Here is a 25,924-nt window from a genome sequence, read left to right on the forward strand (position 1 = left end):
CGACCGCTTAGTATGCGATCGACCCCGGTCAGACGACGCAGTCCCCTGGAGGCCCCGCATGCAGGCATGGCAAGTGCACCAGAACGGCGAGCCCGCGGAGGCGATGCGCCTCCAGGAGGTGGACCGGCCGACGCCCGGTGACGGCCAGGTCCTGCTCACGGTCCGCGCCGCCAACATCAACTTCCCGGACGCGCTGCTGTGCCGCGGCCAGTACCAGGTCAGGCCGCCGCTGCCGTTCACGCCCGGCGTGGAGATCTGCGGCGAGACCGAGGACGGACGCCGGGTGATCGCCAACCCCGTGCTGCCGTACGGCGGCTTCGCCGAGTACGCGCTCGCGGACGCCGCGGCCCTGCTGCCGGCCCCCGACGCCCTCGACGACGCCGAGGCCGCCGCCCTGCACATCGGCTACCAGACGGGCTGGTTCGGCCTGCACCGCCGCGCCCGCCTGGAGGCCGGCGAGACGCTGCTCGTGCACGCCGCGGCCGGCGGGGTCGGCAGCGCGGCCGTACAGCTCGGCAAGGCGGCCGGCGCGACCGTCATCGGCGTCGTCGGCGGCGCCGACAAGGTCGCCGTGGCACGGGAACTGGGCTGTGACGTCGTCATCGACCGGCGCGCCGAGGACGTCATCGGCGCGGTCAAGGAGGCGACCGGCGGACGCGGCGCGGACGTGATCTACGACCCGGTCGGCGGCGACGCCTACACCCAGTCCACCAAGGTCGTCGCCTTCGAGGGCCGGATCGTCGTCGTCGGCTTCGCGAGCGGCAGCATCCCGAGCCCGGCCCTCAACCACGCCCTCGTGAAGAACTACGCGATCCTCGGCCTGCACTGGGGCCTGTACAACACCAAGAACCCGAAGCTCGTCCAGCACTGCCACGAACAGCTCACCGAGCTGGCCACCCGCGGCGCGATCAAGCCGCTGGTGAGCGAGCGGGTACCGCTGAGCGGGGCCGCCGCCGCCGTGCAGCGGGTCGCCGACGGGGTCACCACCGGACGGATCGCCGTGGTGCCCGCACTGGAGAACGGAGCCGCCGCATGACCGACGCAGCCGAACTGCGCCGCCGCACCCAGGAGTTGCTGGCCGCGCACCCGCCCGCCGAGACGGAACGTCTGGACTTCCTCAAGGCCCGCTTCGACGCCGGACTCGCCTGGGTGCACTACCCCGAGGGCCTCGGCGGACTCGGCGCACCCCGCCGCCTCCAGGCCGTGGTCGACGCCGAACTGGCCGCCGCGGGCGCGCCCGACAACGACCCCCGGCGCATCGGCATCGGCCTCGGCATGGCCGCGCCGACGATCCTCGGCTTCGGCACCGAGGAGCAGAAGCGGCGCTTCCTGCGGCCCCTGTGGGTCGGCGAGGAGGTGTGGTGCCAGCTGTTCAGCGAGCCCGGCGCCGGCTCGGACCTCGCCGCGCTCGGCACCCGCGCCGTCCGCACCGACGCCGACGCGGCCGAGGGTGGCGGCGACTGGGTGATCAACGGGCAGAAGGTGTGGACGTCCAGCGCCCACCTCGCCCGCTGGGCCATCCTCATCGCCCGCACCGACCCGGACGTGCCCAAGCACCGGGGCATCACGTACTTCATCTGCGACATGAGCGACCCCGGCGTCGAAGTGCGGCCGCTGCGCCAGATCACCGGCGAGGCCGAGTTCAACGAGGTCTTCCTCACCGACGTCCGCATCCCCGACGCGCACCGCCTCGGCGAGGTCGGCGACGGCTGGCGGGTCGCGCAGACCACGCTGATGAACGAGCGCGTGTCCATCGGCGGCATGCGCATCCCGCGCGAGGGCGGCATGATCGGCCCGGTCTCGAAGACCTGGCGCGAACGGCCCGAACTGCGCACCCACGACACGCACCAGCGCCTCCTGAAGTTGTGGGTCGAGGCCGAGGTCGCCCGGCTCTCCGGCGAACGCCTGCGCCAGCAGCTCGCCCAGGGCCAGCCGGGACACGAGGGCTCCGGCATGAAGCTCGGCTTCGCCCGGCTCAACCAGGAGATCAGCGGACTGGAGGTCGAACTCCTCGGCGAGGAAGGCCTCCTGTACGAGGACTGGACGATGCGCCGACCGGAACTGGTCGACTTCACCGGCCGGGACGCCGGATACCGCTACCTCCGCTCCAAGGGCAACAGCATCGAGGGCGGGACCAGCGAGGTCCTGCTGAACATCGTCGCCGAACGCGTCCTCGGCCTGCCGTCCGAGCCGCGCACCGACAAGGACGTCGCATGGAAGGACCTCGCCCGATGAGCCAGGTGAGCACCGAGCCCGATCTGCTCTACACGGAGGAGGAAGAGGCGCTGCGCGCCGCCGTCCGCGACCTCCTCACCGACCGCTGCGCCGCGGCCGACGTCATCACCCGCGGCGAGTCCGCCACCCCGCACGACCCCGAACTGTGGAAGGCCCTCGCCGACGGCATGGGCCTCGCCGGACTCCTGGTGCCCGAGGAGCAGGGCGGACAGGGCGCCACCCACCGCGAGGCCGCCGTGGTCCTGGAGGAACTGGGCCGCGCGGTCGCGCCCGTTCCCTATCTGACGAGCGCCGTCGTCGCCACCGAGGCGCTGCTGGCCTGCACGGGAGCCGACGCGGCCGAGCTGCTCACCGCCCTCGCCTCCGGCCGTACGGTGGGCGCCCTCGCCGTCCCGCTCAGCAGCGGGCCCGGCGCCGCCCTTCGCGCCGTCCGGCTGGAAGACGGCGCGCTGCACGGCGAGTTGACGGGCATCGCGGACGCGGCCGCCGCCCACGTCCTGCTCGTCCCGGCCGACGACGGCGGGCTGTACGCGGTCGACGCGGACGCCGTCACGGTCACCCCGCAGGTCTGCCTCGACCCGACCAGGCCGCTCGCCCGTGTCACGTTCGAGGGGGCACCGGCACGACTGCTCACCGACGACGCGCCGAGCGCGGTCCGGCGCGCGCTGCGGGCCGGTGCCGGACTGCTCGCCTCCGAGCAACTCGGCCTCGCCGACTGGTCGTTGACGGAGACCGTCCGTTACCTCAAGGAGCGCAAGCAGTTCAACCGGCCGGTGGGCGGCTTCCAGGCGCTCAAGCACCGGCTGGCCCAGGTGTGGCTGGAGGTCGTCAACACCCGTGCCGCAGCCAGGAACGCGGCCGACGCGCTGGCCACCGGAAGCTCCGACGGCGACATCGCCGTGGCCGTCGCCCAGGCCTACGCGGCCCCCGCCGCCGTCCACGCGGCGGAGGAGGCCCTCCAGCTGCACGGCGGGATCGGCATGACATGGGAGCACCCGGCGCACCTGTACCTGAAGCGCGCCAAAGCCGACTCGATCGCGTACGGCACGGCGGGCGCACACCGCGCCGCACTGGCGGAACTGGTCGACCTCCAGGCCCCCTGAACCGACCCCGCCCGACCCGGCCCTGCCCTCGGCCCGGGTGCCGGTTCCGAGAGGAATCCGAGACCAGTCCGGAGAGGCCCGCCCCCGCTCGGGGCGGGCCTCTCCCGTGCGCCCGTCCTCCGTCCGAAGGAACCGGCCGCGCCGGACGACGGGGCGTCACCGGCCGCGCGGTACGCGGCGGAACGCCCGGATCCGGTGAGGTGAACACCCCACGGCAGTCCGGCCAACTCCCGCAACGGCAGGGTTTCCTGACCACTGCCGGACCGCATACTCCCTGAGGTCCCGTACGGCACCCCTCAAGGGAGGCAGAGCATGGCCCTCACCACCCGCCGCAGAGCCCTCGGCACCCTCGGCGCCGCCCTCGCCGGCTCGGTCGCGTTACCCGCGTCCCGGGCCCTGGCCGCCGACGCGAAGCCGCGCACCCGTCCCCTGTGGCGCGCACACGCCCACAACGACTACGACCACCCACGCCCCCTCCTCGACGCCCTCGACCACCGCTTCGGCAGCGTCGAGGCCGACATCTACCTCGTCGAGGGCCAACTCCTCGTCGCCCACGACCCGGTGGACCTCGACCCCACCCGCACCCTCGAATCCCTCTACCTCGCCCCGCTGGCCGCCCGCGTCCGCGCGCAGCACGGCTCGGTCTACCGGGGACACCGCACCCCGCTGCAACTCCTCGTCGACATCAAGACCGAGGGGGCCTCGACCTACCTCGAACTCGACCGCCAACTGCGCCGCCACCGGCACCTGTTCACGACGTACGCGCACGGCCGGACGCGTCCCGGGCCCGTCACCGCCGTCGTCTCCGGGGACCGCGCCGCCCGGGGCCCCATGGAGGCGCAGACCGTCCGGCACGCGTTCTACGACGGCAGGCTCGCCGACCTCGGCAGCGCCGCGCCCGCCTCCTTCGTCCCGCTGATCAGCGACAACTGGACACTCAACTTCAGCTGGCTGGGCGCGGGACCCTTCCCGGCCGTCGAACGGGCCAAGCTGCGCACCATCACGGCCACCGCGCACCGGAACCGGCAGAAGGTCAGGTTCTGGGCGACTCCCGACGTCGCGGGCCCGGAACGCGAAGCCCTGTGGCGCGAACTGCTCGCCGCCGACGTCGACTACCTCAACACCGATGACCTGGGCGGTCTCCAGGAGTTCCTGGACGCCCACGACCGCACGTAGAAGACCACTCGTTCGGCGGACACGTCAGCCGCCCGGACGAACTCCCCGCTGGGCCACACTTGCGGCCGAACGCCGCGAAGCGGACGTGGCGGAGGAGGTTGACGATGGCCATTTCCATCTCTGCGGTGCTGCTGCTCCTGGTGCTGGCGGTGATCTTCCTGCGCAACGGGCTGAAGTTCTCCCACGCACTCGTCTGCGCCCTGCTGGGGTTCCTGCTGGCCAGCACGAGCATGGCGCCGACGATCCACAGCGGACTCACCGCCACCGCGGACATCGTCGGCAGTCTCACGCCGTGACACTCCGGGGCGTGCCCTTGCGGGCCGCCCCGGAGCCACCGGCGTGACGGCGTGTCACGGGCGGGAGAACACCCCGATGCCGTTCGGTACGGGGCGCTCCGCGCCGCCGGTCGGATGGTTGAGGACACTGACGGTGTCGGAGCCCGGCTGCCGGGCGACCATCGTGGTGGACCCGCCGCCGTCCAGGCTGAAGGCGTCCTCGGATCCCACCCTGCGCATCGCGGCGGTCACTTCGGCGATGGTGAGCCCGCCGCGGAACTCCGGGGCACCGTCGAGGGCGAGGAGTTGCAGCCGGTGCCCGTGGTCGGAGAAGCCCACCGCGGTCCGTACGGCCGAGGTCCTGTCGTCCAGGCCCGGCAGGGGCACACCGCCGGTCATCATCGGATAGCCGCCCACCGCGAAGCGGTACGGCACCCGGGACGACCCGGCGACCAGCCTGTGCCGCACGAGCACGTGCTCGCCGACCGACAGCTTCCGCAACGACCGGGCGCCCGCCTCGCGCCCCACCAGGACCGTCGTGCCCGGTGCGATGCCGCCACCGCCCGGGGTGTCGGCGACGGACGCGACCCGACCGTCCCGGACCGTCACCTCGTAGGTGTCGGAGCTGCACGGCGCGGCCCGCTCGGTGTCCGTCCCGCAGGTGGCGCGCAGCCGGGAGACGGCGCCCCAGTCGGAGGTGAACGCGCCCACGGAGCCGACCGGGAGCGCGTACTGGTTGAATCCGCCGAGCGGCCAGGTGCCGTCCTCGCTGCGGACCGATCCGGCGAGATCCAGTCCGTCCAGCCGCGCCCGGCGGTCGACGCCGACCCCGAACACGTCGTTCGTGTGGGTGCCGGGCGGCAGCGCGGGCCCGAACCGCTGGCCGTCCGGGACCGCGGCCTTGAGGGCGTGACCGCTCGCGATCGCGGGCCCGACGGTCGCACCCGTGGCCTCGACACCCGGGTGCTGGGACTCCTCGATGTTGAAGAAGTCGCCGTTGACACCGGCCACCGCTCCTTGTCCGCCGGCCAGCCGGGACACGGGCTCCCGCGACGCCACGGCTCCCGGGTGCAGCAGGTCGACCCGCACATGGGGATTGCGCAGGTCGACGGTCAGGACGTGCGCGTGGGCCACACCCTTCGCGGCGGGGATGTCCAGCTCGCTGTACTCGACACCGGGCGCGATGGTCCCGGTGTCCTCCGCGCCGCTGGCCGGTGCCGCCCCCACCAGGGCTGCACCGGCCAGCGCTCCGCATGCCGTGAAGACCGTCAGTGCCGATCTGAACCGTGCGTCGCGACGCGTCACCGTGCCCCCTGATGTCTCGTCAACTTTCCCAGGACTCAGGGGGATTGCACCAGAGGACGGTGCCCGGGCCGGTGGCTAGCGGCCGACGACCCGGGAACGGATCAGAAAACGCACTCCTTCGGGTGCTTCGAGGGAGAAGCCGCTGCCCCGGCCCGGCACGACGTCGACGGTGAGGCGGGTGTGGGCCCACAGGTCGTACTGGCTCTTCGACATCCAGAACGTCACCGGTTCCTCGACGCCCTCGACCTCCAGCTCGGCCAGCAGCACGTCCGAGCCGCCGGTGCGGAACTCGCCGGCCGGGTAGCACATCGGCGCGCTGCCGTCGCAGCAGCCGCCCGACTGGTGGAACATCAGGGGCCCGTGCAGACCGTGCAGGCGTCGCAGCAGATCGGCGGCGGCGGGGGTCAGCCCCACGCGCGCGACGTCGTCGTCCTTGTCGTCGTCCATCGGTACGTCCCGTCGGGTGTCACGGCTCGGGCCTCACGGCTCTCCCGCAGGGTGCGGGACCGCGCGTCGGGCGAGCGCCGGCGCGGGGCGTCGACCAGCACACCACCCGGGACGTTGCGACGGGGTTGCACCCGGGCGCACGAAGGGCCGGCCCCGGTGCGCCCGCGCGAGGCGGTTCGTCACCGGGGCCGGTCCGGAGGTGCGCGGTCGGGGGCGTTCCGCGCGGGGACGGGGACGGGGGAGTGGGGTGTGTCCGGTCAGCAGATGCGCGGCAGTTGTTCGCCGAGCGGCATGTCGACCACGCGGGTGCCGCCCAGGCCGGTGGCCGCGACGACCATGCCGGGGTGGTCGGGAACGCACTGGCCGATCACCACGGACTCCTTGCCCAGCGGATGCGCGCGCATCGCATCGAGGACGGCGTCGGCGTGCTCGGGCGGCACGAACGCCACCAGTTTGCCCTCGTTGGCCACGTACATCGGGTCGAGGCCGAGGAAGGCGCAGGCGTTGGCGACCGTGTCCGGGATCGGCAGCGACCGTTCGTCGAGCGCGATGCCGACGCCCGACGCCGCGGCGATCTCGTTCAGGGAGGTGGCCAGACCGCCCCGGGTCGGGTCCCGCAGCACATGGAGGTCACGGCAGGCCGCCAGCATGTCCGCGACGAGCCCGGCCAGCGAGGCGGTGTCGCTCTGGATCTCGACACCGAACTCCAGCCCCTCCCGCACACTCATGATGGCCACGCCGTGCACCCCGATCGGCCCGCTGACCAGGACCACGTCACCGGGCGCCGCACGTTGCGGGCGGATGTCGACGCCGTCCTGGATCAGGCCGATCCCGGCGGTGTTGATGAAGATGCCGTCACCGTGCCCCGCGTCGACCACCTTGGTGTCGCCGGTCGCGACGACCACGCCCGCGGTGCGCGCCGCCTCGCCGAGGGCCTCGGCCACCCGGCCCACGACGGACAGCTCGATGCCCTCTTCGAGGATGAACCCGCAGGACAGATAGGCGGGCACGGCCCCCGCCATGGCCAGGTCGTTCACCGTGCCGTTCACGGCCAGGTCCCCGATGCTGCCGCCGGGGAAGAACAACGGCCGGACGACGAAGGAGTCGGTGGAGAAGGCGAGGCGGGCGCCGCCCAGGTCCAGGTGCGCCGAGTCGCCCAGCTCGGCGAGCACGTCACTGCCGAAGGCGGGCGCGAACAGGTGCTCCACCAGCTCGGCGGAGAGCGTGCCGCCCCCGCCGTGTCCCATGACGATCCTGTCGTGGTCGCGCAGCGGCGCGGGGCAGGTCCAGGACGAGAAGTCGACCGGAGCCGACGCGGAGTCAGCCAACGGAACTCGCCTCCTTGTCCGGGGTCTCCAGCCGCCGGTAGAGGTAGTACGCGGCACACGCGCCCTCACTGGAGACCATCGTCGCGCCCAGCGGATTGCGCGGCGTGCACTCCTTCCCGAACGCGGCGCACTCGTTCGGCTTGATGAATCCCTGGAGCACCTCGCCACTGCGGCAGACGGTCGACTCCTGCGTGTCGATGCCGGTCACCGAGAAGCGGTGCTCGGCGTCGTACGCGCGGTACTTGGGCGAGAGGCGCCAGCCGCTCGCCGGGATCATGCCGATCCCGCGCCAGGCCCGGTCGGTCACCTCGAACACGTCCGCCAGCATGGCCTTGGCCGCGGGACTGCCCTCCGCCTGCACGGCCCGCGGATAGGCGTTCTCCACGGTGTGCTCGCCCGCCTCCAGCTGCCGTACCGCGCGCCGGATGCCCTCCAGGATGTCGAGCGGCTCGAACCCGGTCACCACGATCGGCACCCCGTGCTCCTCGGCGAGTTCGGGGTACTCGGCCATGCCCATCACCGTGCACACGTGCCCGGCGGCGAGGAAGCCCTGGACCCGGCAGTCCGGCGAGCGCATGATCGCGTCGATGGCCGGGGGGACCCGGACGTGCGAGACCAGCAGGCTGAAGTTGGAGATGCCCAGCTTCTTCGCCTGGTAGACGGTCATCGCGTTGGGCGGCGCCGTCGTCTCGAAGCCGATGCCGAAGAACACGACCTGCCGGTCGGGGTTCTCCTGCGCGATCTTCAACGCGTCCAGCGGCGAGTAGACGACCCGTACGTCCGCGCCCTCGCTCTTGACCTTGAACAGGTCGCGTCCGCTGCCCGGCACCCGCAGCATGTCGCCGAACGAGCAGAAGATCACGTCGGGCCGGGAGGCGATCTCCAGCGCCTTGTCGATGATCTCCAGCGGGGTCACGCAGACCGGGCAGCCCGGTCCGTGGATCAGCTCGATCTCCTCGGGCAGGAGCTGGTCGATGCCGTGCCGGATGATCGAGTGCGTCTGACCGCCGCAGACCTCCATGAGCGCCCAGGGCCGCGTGGTGATGGCTCTGATGTCGTCGAAGAGCCGTTTGGCGAGGACCGGGTCGCTGAACTCGTCCAGGTACTTCATGGCCGCGCCTCCTTCTCGACGCCGTCCGTGGGCGGCAGTCCGGTTCCGGAGGGACGTTCGGCGCCCGCGTCCCGGGCCGCCTTGCCCCACGCGTCGCCGAACTCCTCCTCCAGCACCCCGAGGTTCTCGAACAGTTCCAGGGTCTGTTTCGCCGACTCCTCGTCCAGCCGCTGCAGGGCGAACCCGACGTGGACGATGGCGTAGTCCCCGACCCGCATGTCCGGCACGTACTCCAGACACACGTCCTTGACGACGCCGCCGAAGTCCACCTTGGCCATCCGCGTCGCGTCGCGTTCCTCGATCTCCAGCACTCGGCCGGGTACGGCCAGACACATGACGCGCTCCTCGCTAGTCCTGTGCTCGGGCGGCGACGATCAGCTGCCCGAGGGCAAGACCGCCGTCGTTGGGGGGAACCCTGCGGTGCCGCAGTACGGTGAAGCCGTCCCGTTCGAGGACGGCGGCACAGCCCTCGGTGAGCAGCGCGTTGCAGAACACCCCGCCGCTCAGGGCCACCGTGCGGATTCCGGTGCGGTCTCGTGCCACCGCGCACACCTCCTGGACCAGGGCGATCACCGCCCGGTGGAACCGGCGGGCCACCGGCCCGGCCGTCACACCGCCGAGGACGTCCGCCGCGGCGGCGGCCAGAACCGGTCCCGGATCGGCGATCAGAGGCGCCGCGGGGTCCTGGCGGCTCGTTCTCAGGATGAACCGGTACGCGTCGTCGCGCTCGTCGTCGGCGAGCGGGCCGGTCAGGTCGCCCAGCGCCGCGTTCTCCAGCTCCATCGCCGCCTGCGCCTCGTACTCGACCCGGTGGCAGACCCCGGCGAGCGAGGACACCGCGTCGAACAGGCGGCCCATGCTGGAGGTGGGCACACAGTTGAGCTCACGCTCCAGCTGCCGTGCGAGCAGCCGGCGCTCCTCGGGCGTCGCGGCGGCGGCGCACGGCAGCTCCTCCGTCCAGGGCAGGTCGGCCGCCCGCAGATGGGACAGCGTCATCCGGTACGGATTGCGCACCGCCGCGTCGCCGCCCGGCAGCGGCACGTATCCCAGATGGGCGAACCGCCGGTATCCGTCGTAGTCGGCGAGCAGCACCTCACCGCCCCACACCGTGCCGTCGTCCCCGTAACCCGTCCCGTCGAAGGCCACGCCGATCACCGGCGCCGAGCCGTCGAGGCCGTGTTCGGCCATGCAGGAGGCGACATGCGCGTGGTGGTGCTGCACGCGGCGCAGCGGCAGCCCGCGTGCCGCGGCGGTGCGCACCGCCCACTGCGCGGAGCGGTATCCGGGATGCCGGTCGGCTACCAGCAGCCGCGGTGCGACGCCGGTGAGGTCCGTCAGGTGCCCCGTTGCCCGTTCGAAGGCGGTCAGCGTGGCGAGGTCGTCCATGTCCCCGACGTGCGCGGACAGCCAGGCGTAGCGGCCGTCGCCGGCGCAGAAGGTGTTCTTCAGGTCGCCGCCCACGGCCAGCGCGGGCAGCACCGGGACCGGCAGCGCGACCGGGAAGGGGGCGTAGCCGCGCGACCGGCGCACCGGCAGTTCGGCGCCCGCGCAGACCCGGACCACCGAGTCGTCGCAGGGCACGTGCACGGGGCGGTCGTGCGTGAGCCAGGCGTCGGCCAGCCCCGCCAGCCGGGTCAGCGCCTCCTCGTCGTCGGTCACGATGGGTTCGCCCGCGCGGTTCCCGCTGGTCATGACGAGGACGGTGGGGCCCGGTGGATCACCGGGTAGACCGAGCAGCAGCCGGTGCACCGGCGTGTACGGGAGCAGGAAGCCGAGGTCGGGGCTGCCCGGGGCGACGCCCGGCGCGACGGCCTCGGACGCGGTGTCCCGGCGCCGCAGCAGGACCACCGGTTTGCGCGGCCCGAGCAGCAGTTCCTCCTCGGCGGGGCCGAGATGGGCGAGGCGCCGCACGGTCTCCGGCGAGTCGGCGAGCACCGCGAAGGGCTTGCCGCCCCGGTTCTTGCGTTTGCGCAGGGCGCGGACGGCCGCGGGGTCGCCCGCGTCGCAGGCCAGGTGGTAGCCGCCGATCCCCTTGACCGCCAGCACGGCACCGTCGGCGAGCAGCCGACGCGCCTCCGCCAGGGCCTCGGCGTCGCGCGGCGCGCGGAGGTCGCCGGGTCCGGTGCGCAGGGTGAGCCGGGGGCCGCAGGCATGGCAGGCGATTGGCTGGGCGTGGAAGCGCCGGTCGGCCGGGTCGGCGTACTCACGGGCGCAGTCCGCGCACATCGGGAAGTCCGCCATGGTGGTGTTGGCCCGGTCGTACGGCAGCGCCGTCACGACGGTGAAGCGGGGGCCGCAGTGCGTGCAGGTGATGAACGGGTGACGGTGACGCCGGTCGGCGGGGTCGGCCAGCTCGCTCATGCAGGCGTCGCAGGTGGCGGTGTCGGGGGAGACCAGCGTGCGGCCCGGGCCGCCGGAGGAGGGGCGGATGGTGAACACGGAGCCGTCGTTCTCCAGGGGCAGGGCACGTTCCTCGACGGACTCGACCACCGCGAGCGGCGGCGGCCGGGTCCCGATCCGGGCGCAGAACGCGGCCACGGCGGCCGCCGGGCCCTCCACCTCGGCCTCGACACCGGCCGCGTTGTTGGTGACCCAGCCGGACAGGCCGTACTCCTCGGCGAGGGTGTAGACGAACGGCCGGAAGCCCACGCCCTGCACGACGCCCTTCACGGTGACGTGCCGGCGCTCGCGTCCCGGGATCCCCGTCACGGCGCGTTTCCCCCTGTCTCGGCCGGGACGGGTGCCGCCCCGGGTACGTCGTCGTGCCGGCCTCGCCCGCCGGACGAGGGTCCCCGCCCGTCGCCGTGACCGTGATCGCCGTCGTGGACGTGCGGGCCGGTTCCGTCGCCGTGGTCGTGACTGTCCAGGTACCGCTCGTGCTCCCGGGCCAGGACGGGCACGTGCGCCTCCTCGCCGTCCGCGGCGCGCAGGACGTGGGCCAGCAGCGCGTCCACACCCACACCGGTACGGGCCGAGGTCTCCAGGACCGGCACTCCGGGGTTGACCTGCTCGACCCCGCGCAGGAACGCCTCCCGGTCGAAGCCGACGGCGTCCGCGATGTCCGTCTTGGTGATCACCACCAGCTGGGCGAGGCCGAAGGCCGTCGGGTACTTCACCGGCTTGTCCTCGCCCTCGGTCACCGACGCGAGCGCGATGCGCAGCGTCTCGCCGAGGTCGTAGGAGGCGGGGCACACGAGGTTGCCGACGTTCTCGACGAACAGCAGCCGGGTGCCCTCGGGCATCCAGCCCTCCAGCCGCCGCCGGAGCATGCCCGCCTCCAGGTGGCACAGCCCGTCGGTGAGGATCTGCCGGACCGGGGCGCCCGATCGGGCCAGCCGGGTCGCGTCGTTCTCCGTCGCCAGGTCGGCGGTCACGGCCGCGGCCGGGACACCGGCCGCCACCGCCCGCGCCAGCAGCTGTTCGAGCAGCGCCGTCTTGCCGCTGCCCGGACTGGAGAGCAGATTGACCGCGACCGTGCCACGGTCACCCAGGTAGCCCCGCAGCGCCAGCGCGTTCTCGTCGTTCCTCGCCAGCACGGCCTGATGCAGATCAACGGTGCGGCACATGGCCCGCCTCCTCGTCGCGTGTCGGCAGCCCGGCCACCGCGGGCCGCGGCCCGTCCTCCGCGCTCTCGGCGCCCGGCGGCCCGTCGGCGAGCACCACCCGGACGATCTCCAGTTCCCGGCCACCGAGCAGGGTCAGCGTCGCCCCGCACCCGGTGCACCAGAGCACCGGCGGCATCCCGGTCGGTGCCTCGCGGCCGCAGCCCTCGCACCGCCCCCGACCCTCGACCGTGTCGATCAGCAGCCGGGCCCCCGCCAGCACGGTCCCCTCCGTCGCCAGGGCGAACGCGAAGTCCAGTGCCTCGGGCACCACCCCGGCGAGCTCGCCGATCCGCAGGGTCAGGGACGCCACCGCACGTCCCTGGTCCCGCACGGCCTCCTCGACCTGCTCGACGACGGCCACGGCAATCGACAGCTCATGCACGGCCGTCACCCCCTGTGACCGACGGCCCCCCGAGTGCCGCTCCCGGGTGGGTGGCGAGCGCACCGCTGGCTACTCTGAGAAGACGATGACTGGCCACGAGGTCGAGCGACGCGCCCTGCTGACCCCGGTGCTGCTCCTGCTGCTGGCCGAACGCCAAGGCCACGGTTACGAGCTCGTTCAGCGCCTGGGCGCCTTCGGCTGCGCCGAGGCCGACCCGGCCCACGTGTACCGGCTGCTGCGGGGCATGGAGAGCAGCGGTGAGGTCACCTCGCACTGGCACGCCTCGGAGAGCGGTCCCGCCCGCCGGGTCTACGCGATCACCCAGCAGGGCGCCATGAACCTCGCGCTGTGGTTCGTCCGCCTCGGTGACCTCCACGGCACCCTGCACCTCTTCCTGGAGCGGTACGTGCAGCTCGACGGCGTCGCCGGCCGGCCGGGCCGCGGGGGCCAGGGCCCGGGTGCCGCCGGCGGCGGTTCGCCCGATCACGCGCGCACGCCGGATCACATGCGCCGCATGCGCAAGTAGCGGCGGATGTCCGACAGGTTCCGGGCGAGCCCGTAGGCCACCACCAGTCCCGCGGCCACGCCGACCCATTGCCATTCCATGCCTGCCTCCATCGTCGTCAGCCTCTCTGCGGTACGGCGCTGTCGCGGCGCACCAGGTCCAGCACCAGGTCGGCGGCGGCGTCCACGACCGCGGCGACCGGGGGCGTCAGACCCATGCCCTCGTCCGTCGCGCCGGGCTCGCAGCCGATGACGTACACCTCGTCGGGAAGGGTGCCGCCCGCCCCGGCGTGCAGGTCGTGCAGCAGCGCCAGCACGGTGGCCGGGTCCATCGCGTGGGTGTCGAGCGGGCCCGGTGCGGGCCGCTCCGCGGGCGGCTCCGGGCCGACGTCGATCGTGTAGAGCGTGCCCGGTGTGCCGCCCCGGCCGACGAGGTCCACCAGGACGAGGGTGCGGTAGCCCTCCAGCAGCCGGTAGGCGAGGTGCACCCCGCGGATGCCGACGTCCATCAGCTCGACGCCGGGCGGGAGTTCGGGCATGCGGGCGGAGAGGCGCCGTACGGTCTCGACGCCGAAACCGTCGTCCTGGAGGAACACGTTGCCCACCCCGGCCACCAGGACCTGCCCGGTGTCGTCGGGCGCGGCCGCGCCGTGCGGTTCCGTGGATCCGGTGCCGCTCATGGCGCCGCCTCCTTCCCGTCCCGCGGCCGGTCCCCGAGGGGAGCCACCTCGTCGGGCTTGAAGTAGAGGAAGCGGCCCTGGGCGCGCCGCAGGTCGGTGCCGGGGTCGTCGTCCACGACGACGGCGAGGTGGGTCTCGCCGTCGAGGTCGCCGACCACGGCCTCGACCGTGGCGTGCCGGCCGACGAGGAAGGAGTCCTGGGCGTCGGAGCGGCGGGCGCCGGGTGTGAGCCGGACCCGGCTGCCGGCCCGTACCGTCGCGCCGTCGATGACCACGCCGTCCGGGACCTCCGGGCCGTCGGGGTCCCGCGTCGGGTCCCACCAGGGGTGCCCGGGGCCCTCCGGCAGGGTCAGCCCGCTGTCCGCCCCGGCCGGCGGCTCGCCCGGAGGGTCTTCTCCGGTGATGTCGCGCAGGCCCCGGATCGCCCCGTGCAGGCGTTCCCGGACGGCCTCCGGCATGTCGTCGACGAGGTCGATGACCTCCGCGGCGCGTGCGTCCGTGCCGCGGGCCTCGCGCTTCTCCCGCTCGGTGAGGGCGGCCGTGCGCAGGGAGAGGATCTCGTCGATCTCGGTGGCGTCGTAGAGGGGGCCCGGGCTCTCGTCGGCGACGGCGGGGTGGTCCTCCAGGATGATCGGCGAGGAGAGCAGGACGTCCTCGGTGCCGGGCGGTCCCGCGAGCACCGGCCAGGTGTGGTCGTTCGAGCAGCCCGCGACGAGCGGCCGGGCCCACTCGGGCGGATCGGTCAGTGACAGGAACCGTCCGCCGGGCACACCGAGCAGCAGATGGGCGCCGATCATGCTGTGGGTGAGGGCCGTCTCCCGGTCGCTCCCGGCGTCCTCGTCCGCGGCGGTGGTGTTGTGCACGCTCACCGTCAGCCGCAGCACCCGGTAGGGGCCGGGCAACTCCTCGGTCCGCGGCCGCAGTTCACCGGTCAGCCGCTGTCGGTGCCGCACCAGCCGGCCGACCGTCCGGCCCTCGGCGTCGGTCACCGGTTCGTGCTCGACGGCGGCCGGCAGGTCGAACCGCACGGCGTGCGCGGCGGCCTGATCTCCCGTCAGTTCGGCAAAGGTCTCGTGGACCAGGACGCGCTCCTCGTGTCCTTCGTCCCAGGGGACCAACACCCGGTCGGGCAGCTCCAGTTCCGGCACCTCGGTGTAGCCGCCGTCCGGGTCGAGCCGTTCGACCGTGCGCCGCCGGACGTGCAGGAAGCGCAGTTCGGCGTGGAGCCGGTCGCCGTCGCGTGGCTCCAGCAGGCATTCGGTGCGCTGGACGGCGTGTTCCCCGGTGGTGGCAGTCCAGGCCGGCGGCACCAGGACGCCGAACTGCCAGCGCAGTTGGTTCTTCGCGGCCGACGCGCGGTACGGGTAGAGGACGTACCCCTCGAACAGCACCGCGTCCGCCACCGCGCGGGCCTGCTCGAAGCCGTACTCCAGCGGGTTCCTCATCTCACTCGACCCCCTTCGCCTCGGTGCTCGCGAGGAGTTCCTCGAAGACCCGCTCCCAGGAGGGCAGCGCCCGCGAGGACCGGTAGCGCCGCAGCGCGTCCAGTACGTCGAGCCGGACGCGCAGCCAGCCCGAGTTGGGGAAGTACTGCTCGATCATGTTCCGCCACACGTCCACCGGCATCCGGTACGCGGTCTCCTTGTGCCAGGGCACCGGCTCGGCCCGGAATCCGTCGCGGCCGGTGAACACCGTGCCGGAGAAGAGCAGCAGCAGGGGGATCTCCCCGCGGGACAGCGCCCGGAAGTACGAGGCCGAGGCAACCTCCGTGTCATAGGTGCACGGCACCGGGAGGTCGACTTCCGTCGCGCCGGTGAACCCCGGCACGGTGATGGAGGCGTGGGCGAACTGGAGGGGCTTGAGGGTGCTGCTCCAGCGGTCCGGCTCGCCGAACAGATCGCCCAGCATGCCGACTTCGTCCGGGTCGTACGCGCGTCCCGCCGGCTCGATACGGATCTGGCAGCGCAGCGCGACGGCGTGCACCGGCTGGTGGTCGGCCTCCTCGATGCGCAGCCCGAAGAGCAGCGTGGGCCCGGCGCCGAAGGGTTCGGGGCGCACACCCGTGCAGGTGAAGCGGAGATCGGTCACGGAGTCCCCCCGGAGGGCGTGCCCGTGGTCCCGGACTCCGCCGGGGAGGGCGATCCGGAACCGGCGGCCGTCGAGCGGTCCGGCTCCAGGGGCCGGGCGGCCGCCGTGATCCGATCGAAGAACTCCGCGATGTCGGCGCGTGCCTCCGCACCGCCGTCGAAGCCCTTCCAGTGCAGGCGCATCCGTCCGACGAGTTCGTAGCAGACGTCGACCGGAACGAGCGTGCACGTCACCGGGGTGCCGCGCTCGTGGTGCAGCAGCAGTGCCTCCACGTCCGGTTCGAGGAGGTCGGCGAGCCGGCTGCGCCCGAGGACCGCGTCCCAGGTCCGCGGGTCCAGTTCGCTCTCGGTGGCGCCCGCCGGACTGGGGTAGAAGGCCGCGAGCCGGTCGAGGCCGGAGTTGCGGAAGAAGAAGGCGAGCGCGACGGGGATCTGCAACCGGTTCCAGTCCGTCTCCTCCAGTTCGAACCCGGGATCGGTGAGGTACCGGGCGGGGACGGCCCGGAAGCGGCCCTGCCCCGCCCCGGGCCGGGTGAACAGCAGGTGGCAGGGCGGACAGGCGCACTTCAGGGACCGCCGCGTGGTGTCGACGAGATGCCGGTGCTCGGCCGGCAGCGGCTCACCGCACAGGTCGCAGCGCTCACCGGCCGGGGGCGGCCGGCGGGTGAACTGCTTCAGCACGTCGGCGGTCACGGTCCCGCCCCCAGCAGCTCGCCGGGCAACGCCACCCGTACCTCGCCGTCCTCCTCCAGCAGCGGCACGGGCTCCAGGTGGGCCCGGTCGCCCCGTCCCGCCCGGTGCACGTCGAACGTGGCGGCGCACTCCGCGCAGCGCAGCGACTCGCCGTCGAGCACCGCGGGGGCGAGGCTCGCGGCACACACCGGGCAGCGGTCGCGGTAGGCGAGCAACCGGCCCGGCAGCCGGACCAGGAGCAGGGCGCGGCCGGACACCTCGGTGACGCCGGTGGACGGTTCGCCCGAGGGCAGTGCGCCGGGACCCAGGAGGTACCAGTGGGCCTCGCCGTCCGCACGCTCCGGTGGGCCCGCGGCGGCCGGCGCGTCGTCCGGGGGATGCGGGAGGATCTGGAGCAGGGCCGGCTGCGCCTCCTCCTCGGTCACGCCCTCGACCTCGATGTGCGCGACCTCGGGGGCGATCCGGGCGACCGCCTCCTCGATGGTCCAGCGCACGGTCTGGGTGGAGGAGGGACAGCCGTCGCAGCTGCCGCGCAGTCTCAGCCGCAGCGTCGGGCCGTCCGCGGCCTCCAGGTCGAGCCCGGCCACCTCGACGTCGCCCGCGTGCGAGCCGAGATAGGGCCGGACCTTGTCGAGGGCCCGGCCCACCCGGGTCGCGGTGTCCTCGGGATGCAGGTCGTGCAGGATCAGCAGGTCGCTGACCAGTTCGTCGGCGGTGAGCACGGCGAGCGGGTCCGCGCCGTGCGGCGCGGCGCCCAGCAGCCGTACCGCACGTTCCAGGCCCTCGCCGTAGAACTCCACCAGAGAGCGCACCAGTTCGTCCGCGGTGTCGCGTGCCTCCGGTCCCGCCTGCTGTGCCAGTTCGTCGAGCAGCGCCTCGATGCGCGCACCCGTCTCCTGTCCGGCCATCGGCAAGCACCTCTCCTGAGGAAGGTCAGACCGCCAGTCCGCTCAGCCCGGTCGGCATGTGCGTCTCCTCGACGGTCCGCCCGCCGCCGACGTACATGTGCACGCCGCACGGCAGACAGGGGTCGAAGCTGCGGACGGCCCGCATGATGTCGATGCCCTTGAAGGTCTCGGGCGGGTTCTCCTCGAAGATGGGGGTGTTCTGCACCGCGTCCTCGTACGGACCCGGTGTTCCGTAGCTGTCGCGCACGCTGCCGTTCCACGGCGTCGGCGGATACGGGTGGTAGTTGGCGATCTTGCCGTCCCTGATCACCATGTGGTGGGACAGCACGCCCCGCACGGCCTCGGTGAAGCCGCAGCCGATCGACTCGTCCGGCACGTCGAACTTCTCCCAGGTCTGGGTGCGGCCGGCGCGGATCTCCTCCATCGCCTGCTCGGCGAAGTAGAGGGCGGCCGCGGCGGCGTACGCCTGGAAGTAGGTGCGGGCCCTGTTGCGTTCCAGGGCGTTGCTCCACTGCGGGATCTTCCACTCCAGGGCCATCTCCGGCTTGGTCATGGTGCGCGGCAGGTTGATCTGCACGCTGTGCCCGGTGGCCTTGATGTAGCCGATGTCGACGAGCCCGGACAGGGCCGTGGACCACAGCCGGGCGATCGGGCCGCCGCCGGTGTCCAGGGCGAGGTGGTCCTTGCCGTCGAACCAGCGCGGTGACATGACCCAGCTGTACTTGTCGTCGAAGTCGCGCTTCTGCGGCGCCGGGATGGTGTGCTGGTTCCACGGGTGCCGCTCGTCCACAGGGTTGCCCAGCGGGTCCCGCTCGACGAACTTCCCCATGCCCGCCCAGTCCTCGTAGTACGAGCTGCCGAGCAGGATGCGGATGCCGAGGTTGATGTCCACCAGGCTGTTGGTGACGAGCTTGCCGTCGACGATGACTCCCGGGGTGACGAACATCCGCCGGCCCCAGTCCTCCATGTGCGCGTACTGGAAGTCGCAGTGCTCCGGGTCGTTGAGCGCGCCCCAGCAGCCGAGCAGCACCCGGCGCCGGCCGACCTCCTCGTAGCCGGGCAGTGCCTCGTAGAAGAAGTCGAAGAGGTCGTCGTGGAGCGGGACGACGCGCTTCATGAACTCCACGTAGCGGGTGAGCCGGGTCAGGTAGTCGGTGAAGAGCTGGATCGTCGCGACCGTGCCGACCCCGCCCGGGTAGAGCGTGGAGGGGTGCACGTGGCGGCCCTCCATCAGGCAGAACATCTCCCGTGTGTAGCGGCTGACTTGAAGGGCCTCGCGGTAGAACTCGCCCTCCAGCGGGTTGAGCGAGCGCATGATGTCGGCGATCGTCCGGTAGCCGTGGTCGGCGGCGTGCGGGGCTTCGGTGCGCTCGGCGAGTTCGAGCACGCCGGGGTTGGTCTCGCGGACCATCCGCTCGCAGTAGTCCACGCCGACCAGGTTCTCCTGGAAGATGTTGTGGTCGAACATGTACTCCGCGGCCTCACCGAGGTTGATGATCCACTCGCCGAGGGCCGGGGGCGCCACCCCGTACGCCATGTTCTGCGCGTACACCGAGCAGGTGGCGTGGTTGTCGCCGCAGATCCCGCAGATCCGGCTGGTGATGAAGTGCGCGTCGCGCGGGTCCTTGCCGCGCATGAACACGCTGTACCCACGGAAGACCGACGAGGTGCTGTAGCACTCCGCGACCCGCTTCGCCTTGAAGTCGATCTTGGTGTGGATGCCGAGACTGCCCACGATGCGGGTGATCGGGTCCCACGACATCTCCGTGAGGCCGTCACCGGCCGGCTTGTTCGTCGCCGTCGCCATGGTGCCGCGCCGCCTTCCTGTCGGGTGTCCTGCTCAGCGGATGACCGCGGTCACCACGGGGCCTTGTAGCCGGTCGTGAGCTTCTCGCCCTTCCCACGCCACTTGGGTTCCTTCTCGACGGTCTTCTCGGTGATGTGCCGCAGCCGCCGCACGACCGAGCCGTAGATACCGCTCGCCGTCGCGGACACGTGGCCGCCCGGCGGTTCGTCCATGAACGGCATGAACTTGTCGGGGAAGCCCGGCATGGTGCAGGCGATGCAGATCCCGCCGACGTTCGGGCAGCCGCCCACGCCGTTGATCCAGCCGCGCTTGGGCACGTTGCACTTCACCACGGGACCCCAGCAGCCGAGCTTGACCAGGCACTCGGGGGATCCGTACTCGGTGGCGAACTGTCCCTGCTCGTAGTAGCCGGCGCGGTCGCAGCCCTCGTGCACCGTGGCACCGAAGAGCCAGGTCGGGCGCAGTTCCTCGTCCAGCGGGATCATGGGCGCCGCGCCCGCCGCCTGGTAGAGCAGATAGAGCAGGGTCTCCGAGGCGTTGTCCGGGTGCACCGGGCAGCCCGGGATGCAGACGATGGGGATGCCCGCCTTCGACTTCCACTCCCAGCCCAGGTAGTCCGGCACGCCCATCGCCCCGGTCGGGTTGCCGGCCATCGCGTGGATCCCGCCGTACGTCGCGCAGGTGCCGATGGCCACGACGGCGAGCGCCTTCGGTGTGAGCCGGTCCAGCCACTCACTGGTGGTGATCGGCTGACCCGTCTCCGGGTCGTCCCCGAAGCCGCACCAGTAGCCCTCGGGCTTGACCCGCTCGTTCGGGATGGACCCCTCGACGACCAGCACGAAGGGCTCCAGCTCCCCGCGGTCGGCCTTGAAGAACCACTCGACGAAATTGTCGGCGCCCTCCACGGGGCCGCACTCGAAGTCGATCAGCGGCCAGTGCACCGCCACCTTGGGCAGTCCCGGCAGGGCGCCGAGCGCCAGCTCCTCGATGCTCGGCTGGGTCGCGGCGGTCAGTGACACGGAGTCCCCGTCGCAGCTCAGCCCGGCGTTGATCCAGAGGATGTGAACGGTGGGGTCGGTCGGGTCCTGCGCGTCGTCCTGGGCGACGGGATCGGTCGTCGTCGCGGTCGGGGCGTCCATGAGCCCTCCTGGGAAAGGGGCTGAATCCGGCCAAAAGGTGGCCAAACTGCCTCTCCCATGGTGACCGCCGCGGAGCCCGCAGGTAAGTGCGAACGGGCCCTATCGTCTCCGCGCACCGGCCGGGGCAGGCGCGGCGGGCGGGCCCGCGACCGCATGACGCGACCGCCCGACGCGACCGCGTGAGGGGGTGCGGGCGCCGGGTGAAGAGAATTCCACCCGTCGCCCGTCGCCCGTCGCCCGCACCCGTCTCCCGACATCCGTCACTGCGGGCTGCGGGCTGCGGGCTGCGGGCTGCGGGCGGTGCCGGCGTGGCGTCCGCCGGACGACCCGCTAGAGCCGGTCGGCGAAGACCGAGGCCAGCTCGCGCCAGGCCGCCCGGGGCAGGCCGGCGCGCCCCTCGCTCGCGGTCAGCGCCTGGAACGCGATGTGATCGGCGCCGGCGTCGAAGTACTCCTGGGCGCGGGCCCCCACCCGCTCGGCGTCGCCGAGGGCGAAGAGCGCGTCGAGGAGGCGAGCGCTGCCGCCGTCCTCGAAGTCGCTCTCCGTGAAGCCCAGACGCAGCAGGTTGTTGGTGTAGTTGGGCAGTTGGAGGTACGTCTCCAGCATGCCCCGTGCGGTCGTGCGCGCCCGGTCGAGGTCGGGGTCGAGGACGACGGACAGCTCGGGCGCGAGCAGTGCGTCGGGCCCGAGCGCCTCGCGCGCCTCCGCCGTGTGCTCGGCGGTGACGAGATACGGGTGGGCTCCCAGCGACCGATCGGCCGCGAGCCGCAGCATCTTCGGGCCGAGGGCCGCGAGAACCCGGTGTCCACCGTCCACGGGCTGCGCCGCCTCGTCGAGGGCGTCGAGATAGTCCACCATCGCGCTGTACGGCTTCGCGTACTGCGGGGCCAACTTGTCGTGGCTGACGCCGAGGCCGAGGACGAAACGCCCCCGCGCGCTCGCGTCGATCGCCGCGACACGGGCCGCCACCTCCTCGGCTCCGTGTTCCCAGATGCTCAGGATGCCGGTGGCCACGGTGACCCTGCGGGTGGCGGCGACGAGGGCCGCCGCGTCCTCGGGGGAGGGGCTGCCTCCCATCCACAGCGTGCCGTACCCCAGGTCTTCGAGCTCGGCGACGGCTTCGACGATCGCCGCCCTGCCCGCCTCGTCCACCCGCGACGCGTGCAGGGCGCCGCTCCAGATGCCGATCCGTCCGAATGCCTCGCGTGTCTCGGAAGTCATACTGTGATCAACTGCGGCCCCGAGGCCGTTGTTCCCCCGCGGCCGAGGATGCGCTCGATCGGCCGACCGGGCCACGTACGAACCGGGGAAAGCGGCCGACCGCCGTTGTGCCGCGGGCCGTTGATCACAGAGGAAGACATGTTCAAGCGACTTGTGACGGCCGCGGTGGTGGCGGTTCTGATATCCGGCCTCGGCGCGTGCGGCAGCGGCAGTGACGCCCGCGACCAGGGTACGGACCGCCCGGCCGGCGTCGACCAGGGCAGCGGGAGCGGCGCCGAGAAGTCCCGGCCGGACCCGGCGACCACCACGGACGCGATCGTCTTCGGCCTCCGTGACGAGATCCGCCACCTCGCCGCGAAGACGACCCGGGCCACCCGGCCGCACATGACCAGGAAGTGCACCACGGCCACGCGGCGGGTCAAGCACACGAAGAGTTCCGGGTCGGGCACCAAGCGGCGCACCCGTACCTGGTACTCCACCGAGCGGTCCAAGACCTGCAGGCAGGTCCGCAGCGGCACCGAGACCTACACGCGCGTGCTCCGGCCGGAGCGGTGGTGTGTGAGCCTGGACGATCTCGGCGGCCACGCGAAGCAGGACGACGTCTGGTACCAGGTCAGCAGGGCCACCTACGACGCCGCCATCGGCACGGACAAGTCGGTCCGCATGGAGTTCACCCCCAAACGCAGCGGGTGCTGACCCGAAGCATCGGAGCCGGCCGTGGCGCGGGCCGGGGTTCCGGACGCCGTCCCTCGGCCGGATCGGCTCAGGCGGGTGCGGGTGCGGGTGCAGGGGCCGCGGGCGCGGGTGCGGGATCTTCCAGGCCCTCATCGACCAGGAGCGTGGCGTCGGTCGCCGCCAGGACCTCCCGCACGGTGACACCCGGAGCGGTCTCGACCAGTCGCAGCCCCTCGGACGTGATGTCGATGACGGCCAGATCGGTGATGACCCGGTCCACCACCCGACGCCCCGTGGCCGGAAGGCTCAACTCCTCGACCACCTTGGGACTGCCGTCCTTGGCGGTGTGCTCCATCACGACCAGCAACCGGCGAGCACCGTGGACGAGGTCCATCGCACCGCCCATGCCCTTGACCATCTTCCCCGGGATCATCCAGTTGGCGAGGTCGCCGCGGGCCGACACCTGCATCGCCCCGAGCACGGAGACGTCGATCCGGCCGGCCCGGATCATGCCGAAGGAGAGGGCCGAATCGAAATAGGCGGTACCGGGGAGGGTGGTCACCGTCTCCTTGCCGGCGTTGATCAGATCGGGGTGCTCCTCGCCGTCGTACGGGTAGGGACCCACGCCGAGAATGCCGTTCTCCGAGTGCAGCACCACGTGTACCCCGGCCGGCAGGTGACTGGGGATCAGGGTGGGCAGGCCGATGCCCAGGTTGACGTACTGGCCGTCGCGCAACTCCCGGGCTGCGCGGGCGGCGAGCTGGTCGCGGTCGAGCGGCATGGTCACTTCTCCTCGGAGTCGGCGGGCGGGACAACGGCCTCGGCGCCCCGGTTGTCTGCTTCGGCGGGCGGGACGACGGCCTGGGCGCCCCGTTCGTCTGCTTCGGTGCGTGAGGTGACTGCCCCGGCGCCCCGGTCGTCTGCTCCGTCGGGGGGTACGGCCGCTTCCGCGCGACCGCGCGCAGGGCGCACCGTGCGGCGCTCGACGCGCTTGTCCAGCGAGGCGTCGACGGCGACGACCCGGTCCACGTACACGCCGGGCAGATGGACGGCGTCCGGCGGCAGTGCACCGGCCTCGACGATGCGTTCGGCCTCCACGACGGTCACCCGTCCCGCCATCGCGCACAGCGGGTTGAAGTTGCGGGCCGCCGCGTGGAAGACGCAGTTTCCGTGCCGGTCGGCGACCTCCGCCCGTACCAGCGCGAAGTCGGTGCTGATGGCCTCCTCCAGCAGATAGCGGCGGCCACCGAACTCCCGTGTCTCCTTGGGCGGAGAGGCCAGCGCGACGCCGCCGTCCGGGGTGTGCCGCCACGGCAGGCCGCCCTCCTCGACCTGGGTCCCCACGCCGGCCGGGGTGTAGAACGCGGGCACTCCGGTACCGCCGGCCCGCAGCCGTTCGGCGAGAGTGCCCTGCGGTGTCAGCTCCACCTCCAGTTCACCGGACAGGTACTGACGGGCGAACTCCTTGTTCTCCCCCACGTAGGAGGAGGTCATCCGGGCGATACGGCCGGCCCGCAGGAGCAGACCGAGTCCCCAGTCGTCCACACCGCAGTTGTTGGACACGATCCGCAGGCCGGACACGCTCGTGGCGGAGAGCGCCGCGATCAGCGTCGACGGGATGCCGCACAGGCCGAAACCGCCGACCGCGAGGGTCGCCCCGTCGGGGATGTCCGCCACTGCCCGCGCGGCAGCGGTCACCACTTTGTCCATGCCGATTCCTTCCTCACAGGGGTCCGTTCCGTTCGTCGGCCCGCCCCGCCCACGACAACGCGGCCGGGACGGGGTGCTCCTCAGCTTTGCCCGCACCGTCGGTCCCGGGCCATGTGGGCCGGTGCCATGACGGGGCGGCAAAGAGCGGTGACGGACGACATGCCGCCCGTCGTACGGCGCTCCTAGGGTTCCGGCCATCACGCAGCACGCCCGTCGTCGTGGACCGGTCTGCCGCCCTGGACAAGGCCGGCGGAACCCCCGCGGAGGCGGCGACATCCCGTCAGGAGCCGATCGTCATGCGTTCCAGCCTCACGGACACCTTCAGCAGCAGATCCCTGCGCGCACTCGCCCTCCTCGCCGTCGGCGCCCTGGCCGCGGGGTGCTCCTCGGCCGGCACCGCCGGTACCGCGTCCGCCGGCTCGGGCGGCAAGGCCGCCGCCGTGAAGGTGGGGCTCGTCTACTCACGCAGTGGTCTCCTGGCCGCCTACGGCAAGCAGTACGAGGAGGGCTTCAAGGCGGGGCTGGCCTACGCCACGCACGGGACGAACAAGGCCGGCGGCCATCCCATCGAGGTCACCGAACGGGACGACGCGGGCGACCCGGCGAAGGCCGTCGCCGCGGCCAAGTCCCTGGTCGGCAAGGGGTACAAGGTCCTCGCCGGAACCACCGACTCGGGTGTGGCGCTGCAGGTGGCGCCGTTGGCCGCACAGAACAAGGTGCTCTACCTCAGCGGTCCGGCCGCCACCGACGCGGTCACCGGCGTCAACGCCTACACCTTCCGCTCGGGCCGGCAGTCGTACCAGGACATCCTCACCGCCGGCACCCTGCTCGGCGACGCCCGGGGCAAGAAGGTCACCGTGCTCGCGCAGAACTCGGCGTTCGGGCAGGCCAACGTGGCCGCGGTGAAGGCCGTCCTCGGCAGGAAGGGCGCGCATGTCGGTTCGGTGCTGGCCCCGCCGAGCGCCACCGACCTGACACCCTTCGCCCGCCGGACCGGAGCAGGGAAGCCCGACCTGGTGTTCGTCGCCTGGGCGGGCTCCAACGCCCCCGCCCTGTGGACCGCGCTGAGCCAGCAGGGTGTGCTCGACGCGAGCAAGGTCGTCACCGGCCTCGCGGGCACCGCCTCCTACCCGGTCTTCGGATCGGCCGGCTCCAAGGTCGCCTTCCTCGCGCACTACTTCCCGGGCGCCGGAGGCGGCAACCCGGTCGAGAAGGCCATGCTCGACGGCATCACGAAGGCGGGCGGCACCCCCGACCTGTTCAGCCCGGACGGCTTCACGGCCGCCCAGATGATCGTCCACGCGATCGAGTCCGGCAGCGCCACCGACACCGCGGCCATGGCCAGGGCGCTGGAGGGCTGGAGTTTCGACGGGCCCAAGGGCAGGGAGCAGGTCCGCGCCGAGGACCACGCCCTGCTGCAGCCGATGTTCACCGCCCGGCTCAAGGGCCACGGCAGCGCCGTCCGGCCCGAACTGACCGACAGCATCCCGGGCACCGAGGTCGCACCCCCGGCCGCCGGCACGGCGGGCTGAG

At 72.6% G+C, this 25,924-nt stretch carries 26 protein-coding genes and 1 pseudogene; 8 read left to right on the forward strand and 19 right to left on the reverse strand.

Annotated elements, in window-relative coordinates; genetic code table 11:
• The first annotated feature begins 58 nt into the window (after positions 1-58).
• The 5 genes from OG406_RS33775 (at position 59) to OG406_RS33795 (ending at position 4,810) form a co-directional block, all read left to right on the forward strand.
• Positions 59-1,036 carry an NADPH:quinone oxidoreductase family protein gene (locus OG406_RS33775; RefSeq protein WP_081223102.1) on the forward strand — a complete coding sequence of 326 codons (978 nt, stop codon included), beginning with the start codon at positions 59-61 and terminating at the stop codon, positions 1,034-1,036.
• Positions 1,033-2,235: an acyl-CoA dehydrogenase family protein gene (locus OG406_RS33780; protein ID WP_164374727.1), complete on the forward strand. Its 1,203-nt coding sequence runs from the start codon at positions 1,033-1,035 to the stop codon at positions 2,233-2,235. Before OG406_RS33775 ends, OG406_RS33780 begins: the two co-directional genes overlap by 4 nt.
• Complete coding sequence (locus OG406_RS33785; RefSeq protein ID WP_329189396.1) at positions 2,232-3,338, forward strand: acyl-CoA dehydrogenase family protein; 1,107 nt, start codon at positions 2,232-2,234, stop codon at positions 3,336-3,338. The genes OG406_RS33780 and OG406_RS33785 overlap by 4 nt, the downstream gene beginning before the upstream one ends.
• 312 nt (positions 3,339-3,650) lie before the next feature.
• Positions 3,651-4,514 carry a phosphatidylinositol-specific phospholipase C/glycerophosphodiester phosphodiesterase family protein gene (locus tag OG406_RS33790; protein WP_327410341.1) on the forward strand — a complete coding sequence of 288 codons (864 nt, stop codon included), beginning with the start codon at positions 3,651-3,653 and terminating at the stop codon, positions 4,512-4,514.
• A gap of 104 nt (positions 4,515-4,618) precedes the next feature.
• The gene (locus OG406_RS33795; protein ID WP_081223099.1) at positions 4,619-4,810 is read left to right on the forward strand and encodes a hypothetical protein; all 192 of its coding nucleotides are present in this window, start codon (positions 4,619-4,621) and stop codon (positions 4,808-4,810) included.
• Positions 4,811-4,864: 54 nt separating this feature from the next.
• Here OG406_RS33795 and OG406_RS33800 read toward each other — a convergent pair whose 3' ends face one another.
• The 8 genes from OG406_RS33800 to OG406_RS33835 form a co-directional block, all read right to left on the reverse strand.
• Entirely contained in the window at positions 4,865-6,094 is a 1,230-nt protein-coding gene (locus tag OG406_RS33800; protein ID WP_329189398.1) for a phosphodiester glycosidase family protein, read from the reverse strand.
• 75 nt (positions 6,095-6,169) lie between these two features.
• Positions 6,170-6,541 carry a DUF779 domain-containing protein gene (locus OG406_RS33805; RefSeq protein ID WP_081223097.1) on the reverse strand — a complete coding sequence of 124 codons (372 nt, stop codon included), beginning with the start codon at positions 6,539-6,541 and terminating at the stop codon, positions 6,170-6,172.
• A 257-nt stretch (positions 6,542-6,798) separates the two neighbouring features.
• On the reverse strand, positions 6,799-7,788 hold the full coding sequence (gene hypE / locus OG406_RS33810) for a hydrogenase expression/formation protein HypE (RefSeq protein WP_266854838.1): 990 nt from the start codon (positions 7,786-7,788) through the stop codon (positions 6,799-6,801).
• 73 nt (positions 7,789-7,861) lie between these two features.
• A complete protein-coding gene (gene hypD / locus OG406_RS33815; RefSeq protein ID WP_164374723.1) occupies positions 7,862-8,980 on the reverse strand; it encodes a hydrogenase formation protein HypD in 1,119 nt (372 codons plus the stop codon).
• Positions 8,977-9,315 (reverse strand): HypC/HybG/HupF family hydrogenase formation chaperone, encoded by a 339-nt coding sequence (locus OG406_RS33820; RefSeq protein WP_267050138.1) that lies wholly within the window; start codon positions 9,313-9,315, stop codon positions 8,977-8,979. The genes hypD and OG406_RS33820 overlap by 4 nt, the downstream gene beginning before the upstream one ends.
• Positions 9,316-9,328: 13 nt before the next feature.
• Positions 9,329-11,689, reverse strand: a complete 2,361-nt coding sequence (gene hypF, locus OG406_RS33825; protein WP_329189403.1) for a carbamoyltransferase HypF — start codon at positions 11,687-11,689, stop codon at positions 9,329-9,331.
• On the reverse strand, positions 11,686-12,546 hold the full coding sequence (gene hypB, locus OG406_RS33830; protein ID WP_329189405.1) for a hydrogenase nickel incorporation protein HypB: 861 nt from the start codon (positions 12,544-12,546) through the stop codon (positions 11,686-11,688). Before hypB ends, hypF begins: the two co-directional genes overlap by 4 nt.
• On the reverse strand, positions 12,530-12,967 hold the full coding sequence (locus tag OG406_RS33835) for a hydrogenase maturation nickel metallochaperone HypA/HybF (RefSeq protein WP_329189407.1): 438 nt from the start codon (positions 12,965-12,967) through the stop codon (positions 12,530-12,532). The genes hypB and OG406_RS33835 overlap by 17 nt, the downstream gene beginning before the upstream one ends.
• An 85-nt stretch (positions 12,968-13,052) precedes the next feature.
• On the opposite strand from OG406_RS33835, the gene OG406_RS33840 reads away from it, so the two are divergent.
• Positions 13,053-13,493 carry a helix-turn-helix transcriptional regulator gene (locus OG406_RS33840; protein ID WP_266853956.1) on the forward strand — a complete coding sequence of 147 codons (441 nt, stop codon included), beginning with the start codon at positions 13,053-13,055 and terminating at the stop codon, positions 13,491-13,493.
• Here the strand turns inward: OG406_RS33840 and OG406_RS39490 are convergent.
• The 9 genes from OG406_RS39490 to OG406_RS33880 form a co-directional block, all read right to left on the reverse strand.
• Positions 13,469-13,573, reverse strand: a complete 105-nt coding sequence (locus OG406_RS39490; protein WP_382751870.1) for a DUF6893 family small protein — start codon at positions 13,571-13,573, stop codon at positions 13,469-13,471. The genes OG406_RS33840 and OG406_RS39490 overlap by 25 nt on opposite strands.
• 17 nt (positions 13,574-13,590) lie before the next feature.
• Complete coding sequence (locus OG406_RS33845; protein WP_266853954.1) at positions 13,591-14,151, reverse strand: hydrogenase maturation protease; 561 nt, start codon at positions 14,149-14,151, stop codon at positions 13,591-13,593.
• Positions 14,148-15,596, reverse strand: a complete 1,449-nt coding sequence (locus OG406_RS33850) for a hypothetical protein (RefSeq protein WP_329189410.1) — start codon at positions 15,594-15,596, stop codon at positions 14,148-14,150. The genes OG406_RS33845 and OG406_RS33850 overlap by 4 nt, the downstream gene beginning before the upstream one ends.
• A 1-nt stretch (position 15,597) precedes the next feature.
• Positions 15,598-16,239: a DUF6084 family protein gene (locus OG406_RS33855; protein ID WP_164374715.1), complete on the reverse strand. Its 642-nt coding sequence runs from the start codon at positions 16,237-16,239 to the stop codon at positions 15,598-15,600.
• Positions 16,236-16,931, reverse strand: a complete 696-nt coding sequence (locus OG406_RS33860; protein ID WP_266853949.1) for a DUF5947 family protein — start codon at positions 16,929-16,931, stop codon at positions 16,236-16,238. The genes OG406_RS33855 and OG406_RS33860 overlap by 4 nt, the downstream gene beginning before the upstream one ends.
• Positions 16,928-17,839 carry a NifU family protein gene (locus OG406_RS33865; protein ID WP_327410351.1) on the reverse strand — a complete coding sequence of 304 codons (912 nt, stop codon included), beginning with the start codon at positions 17,837-17,839 and terminating at the stop codon, positions 16,928-16,930. The genes OG406_RS33860 and OG406_RS33865 overlap by 4 nt, the downstream gene beginning before the upstream one ends.
• 25 nt (positions 17,840-17,864) lie before the next feature.
• Positions 17,865-19,646 (reverse strand): nickel-dependent hydrogenase large subunit, encoded by a 1,782-nt coding sequence (locus tag OG406_RS33870; protein ID WP_329189414.1) that lies wholly within the window; start codon positions 19,644-19,646, stop codon positions 17,865-17,867.
• A 50-nt stretch (positions 19,647-19,696) separates the two neighbouring features.
• A complete protein-coding gene (locus OG406_RS33875; protein ID WP_081223086.1) occupies positions 19,697-20,785 on the reverse strand; it encodes a hydrogenase expression protein HypE in 1,089 nt (362 codons plus the stop codon).
• Positions 20,786-21,115: 330 nt separating this feature from the next.
• Complete coding sequence (locus OG406_RS33880) at positions 21,116-22,006, reverse strand: TIGR03620 family F420-dependent LLM class oxidoreductase (RefSeq protein ID WP_329189416.1); 891 nt, start codon at positions 22,004-22,006, stop codon at positions 21,116-21,118.
• A 138-nt stretch (positions 22,007-22,144) separates the two neighbouring features.
• On the opposite strand from OG406_RS33880, the gene OG406_RS33885 reads away from it, so the two are divergent.
• A complete protein-coding gene (locus OG406_RS33885) occupies positions 22,145-22,702 on the forward strand; it encodes a hypothetical protein (protein ID WP_329189417.1) in 558 nt (185 codons plus the stop codon).
• A 67-nt stretch (positions 22,703-22,769) separates the two neighbouring features.
• On the opposite strand, the gene OG406_RS33890 is transcribed toward OG406_RS33885, so the two are convergent.
• Positions 22,770-23,462, reverse strand: coding sequence for a CoA transferase subunit B (locus OG406_RS33890; protein ID WP_327410354.1), 693 nt, complete (start codon positions 23,460-23,462; stop codon positions 22,770-22,772).
• 176 nt (positions 23,463-23,638) lie between these two features.
• Positions 23,639-24,397, reverse strand: a pseudogene (locus tag OG406_RS33895) (CoA transferase subunit A); the annotation flags it as partial.
• A 290-nt stretch (positions 24,398-24,687) separates the two neighbouring features.
• Between OG406_RS33895 and OG406_RS33900 the strand changes: the two are divergent.
• The gene (locus OG406_RS33900) at positions 24,688-25,923 is read left to right on the forward strand and encodes a substrate-binding domain-containing protein (protein ID WP_329189419.1); all 1,236 of its coding nucleotides are present in this window, start codon (positions 24,688-24,690) and stop codon (positions 25,921-25,923) included.
• Position 25,924 lies beyond the last annotated feature (1 nt).

It is taken from the genome of Streptomyces sp. NBC_01428, from assembly GCF_036231965.1.
Lineage (GTDB): Bacteria > Actinomycetota > Actinomycetes > Streptomycetales > Streptomycetaceae > Streptomyces.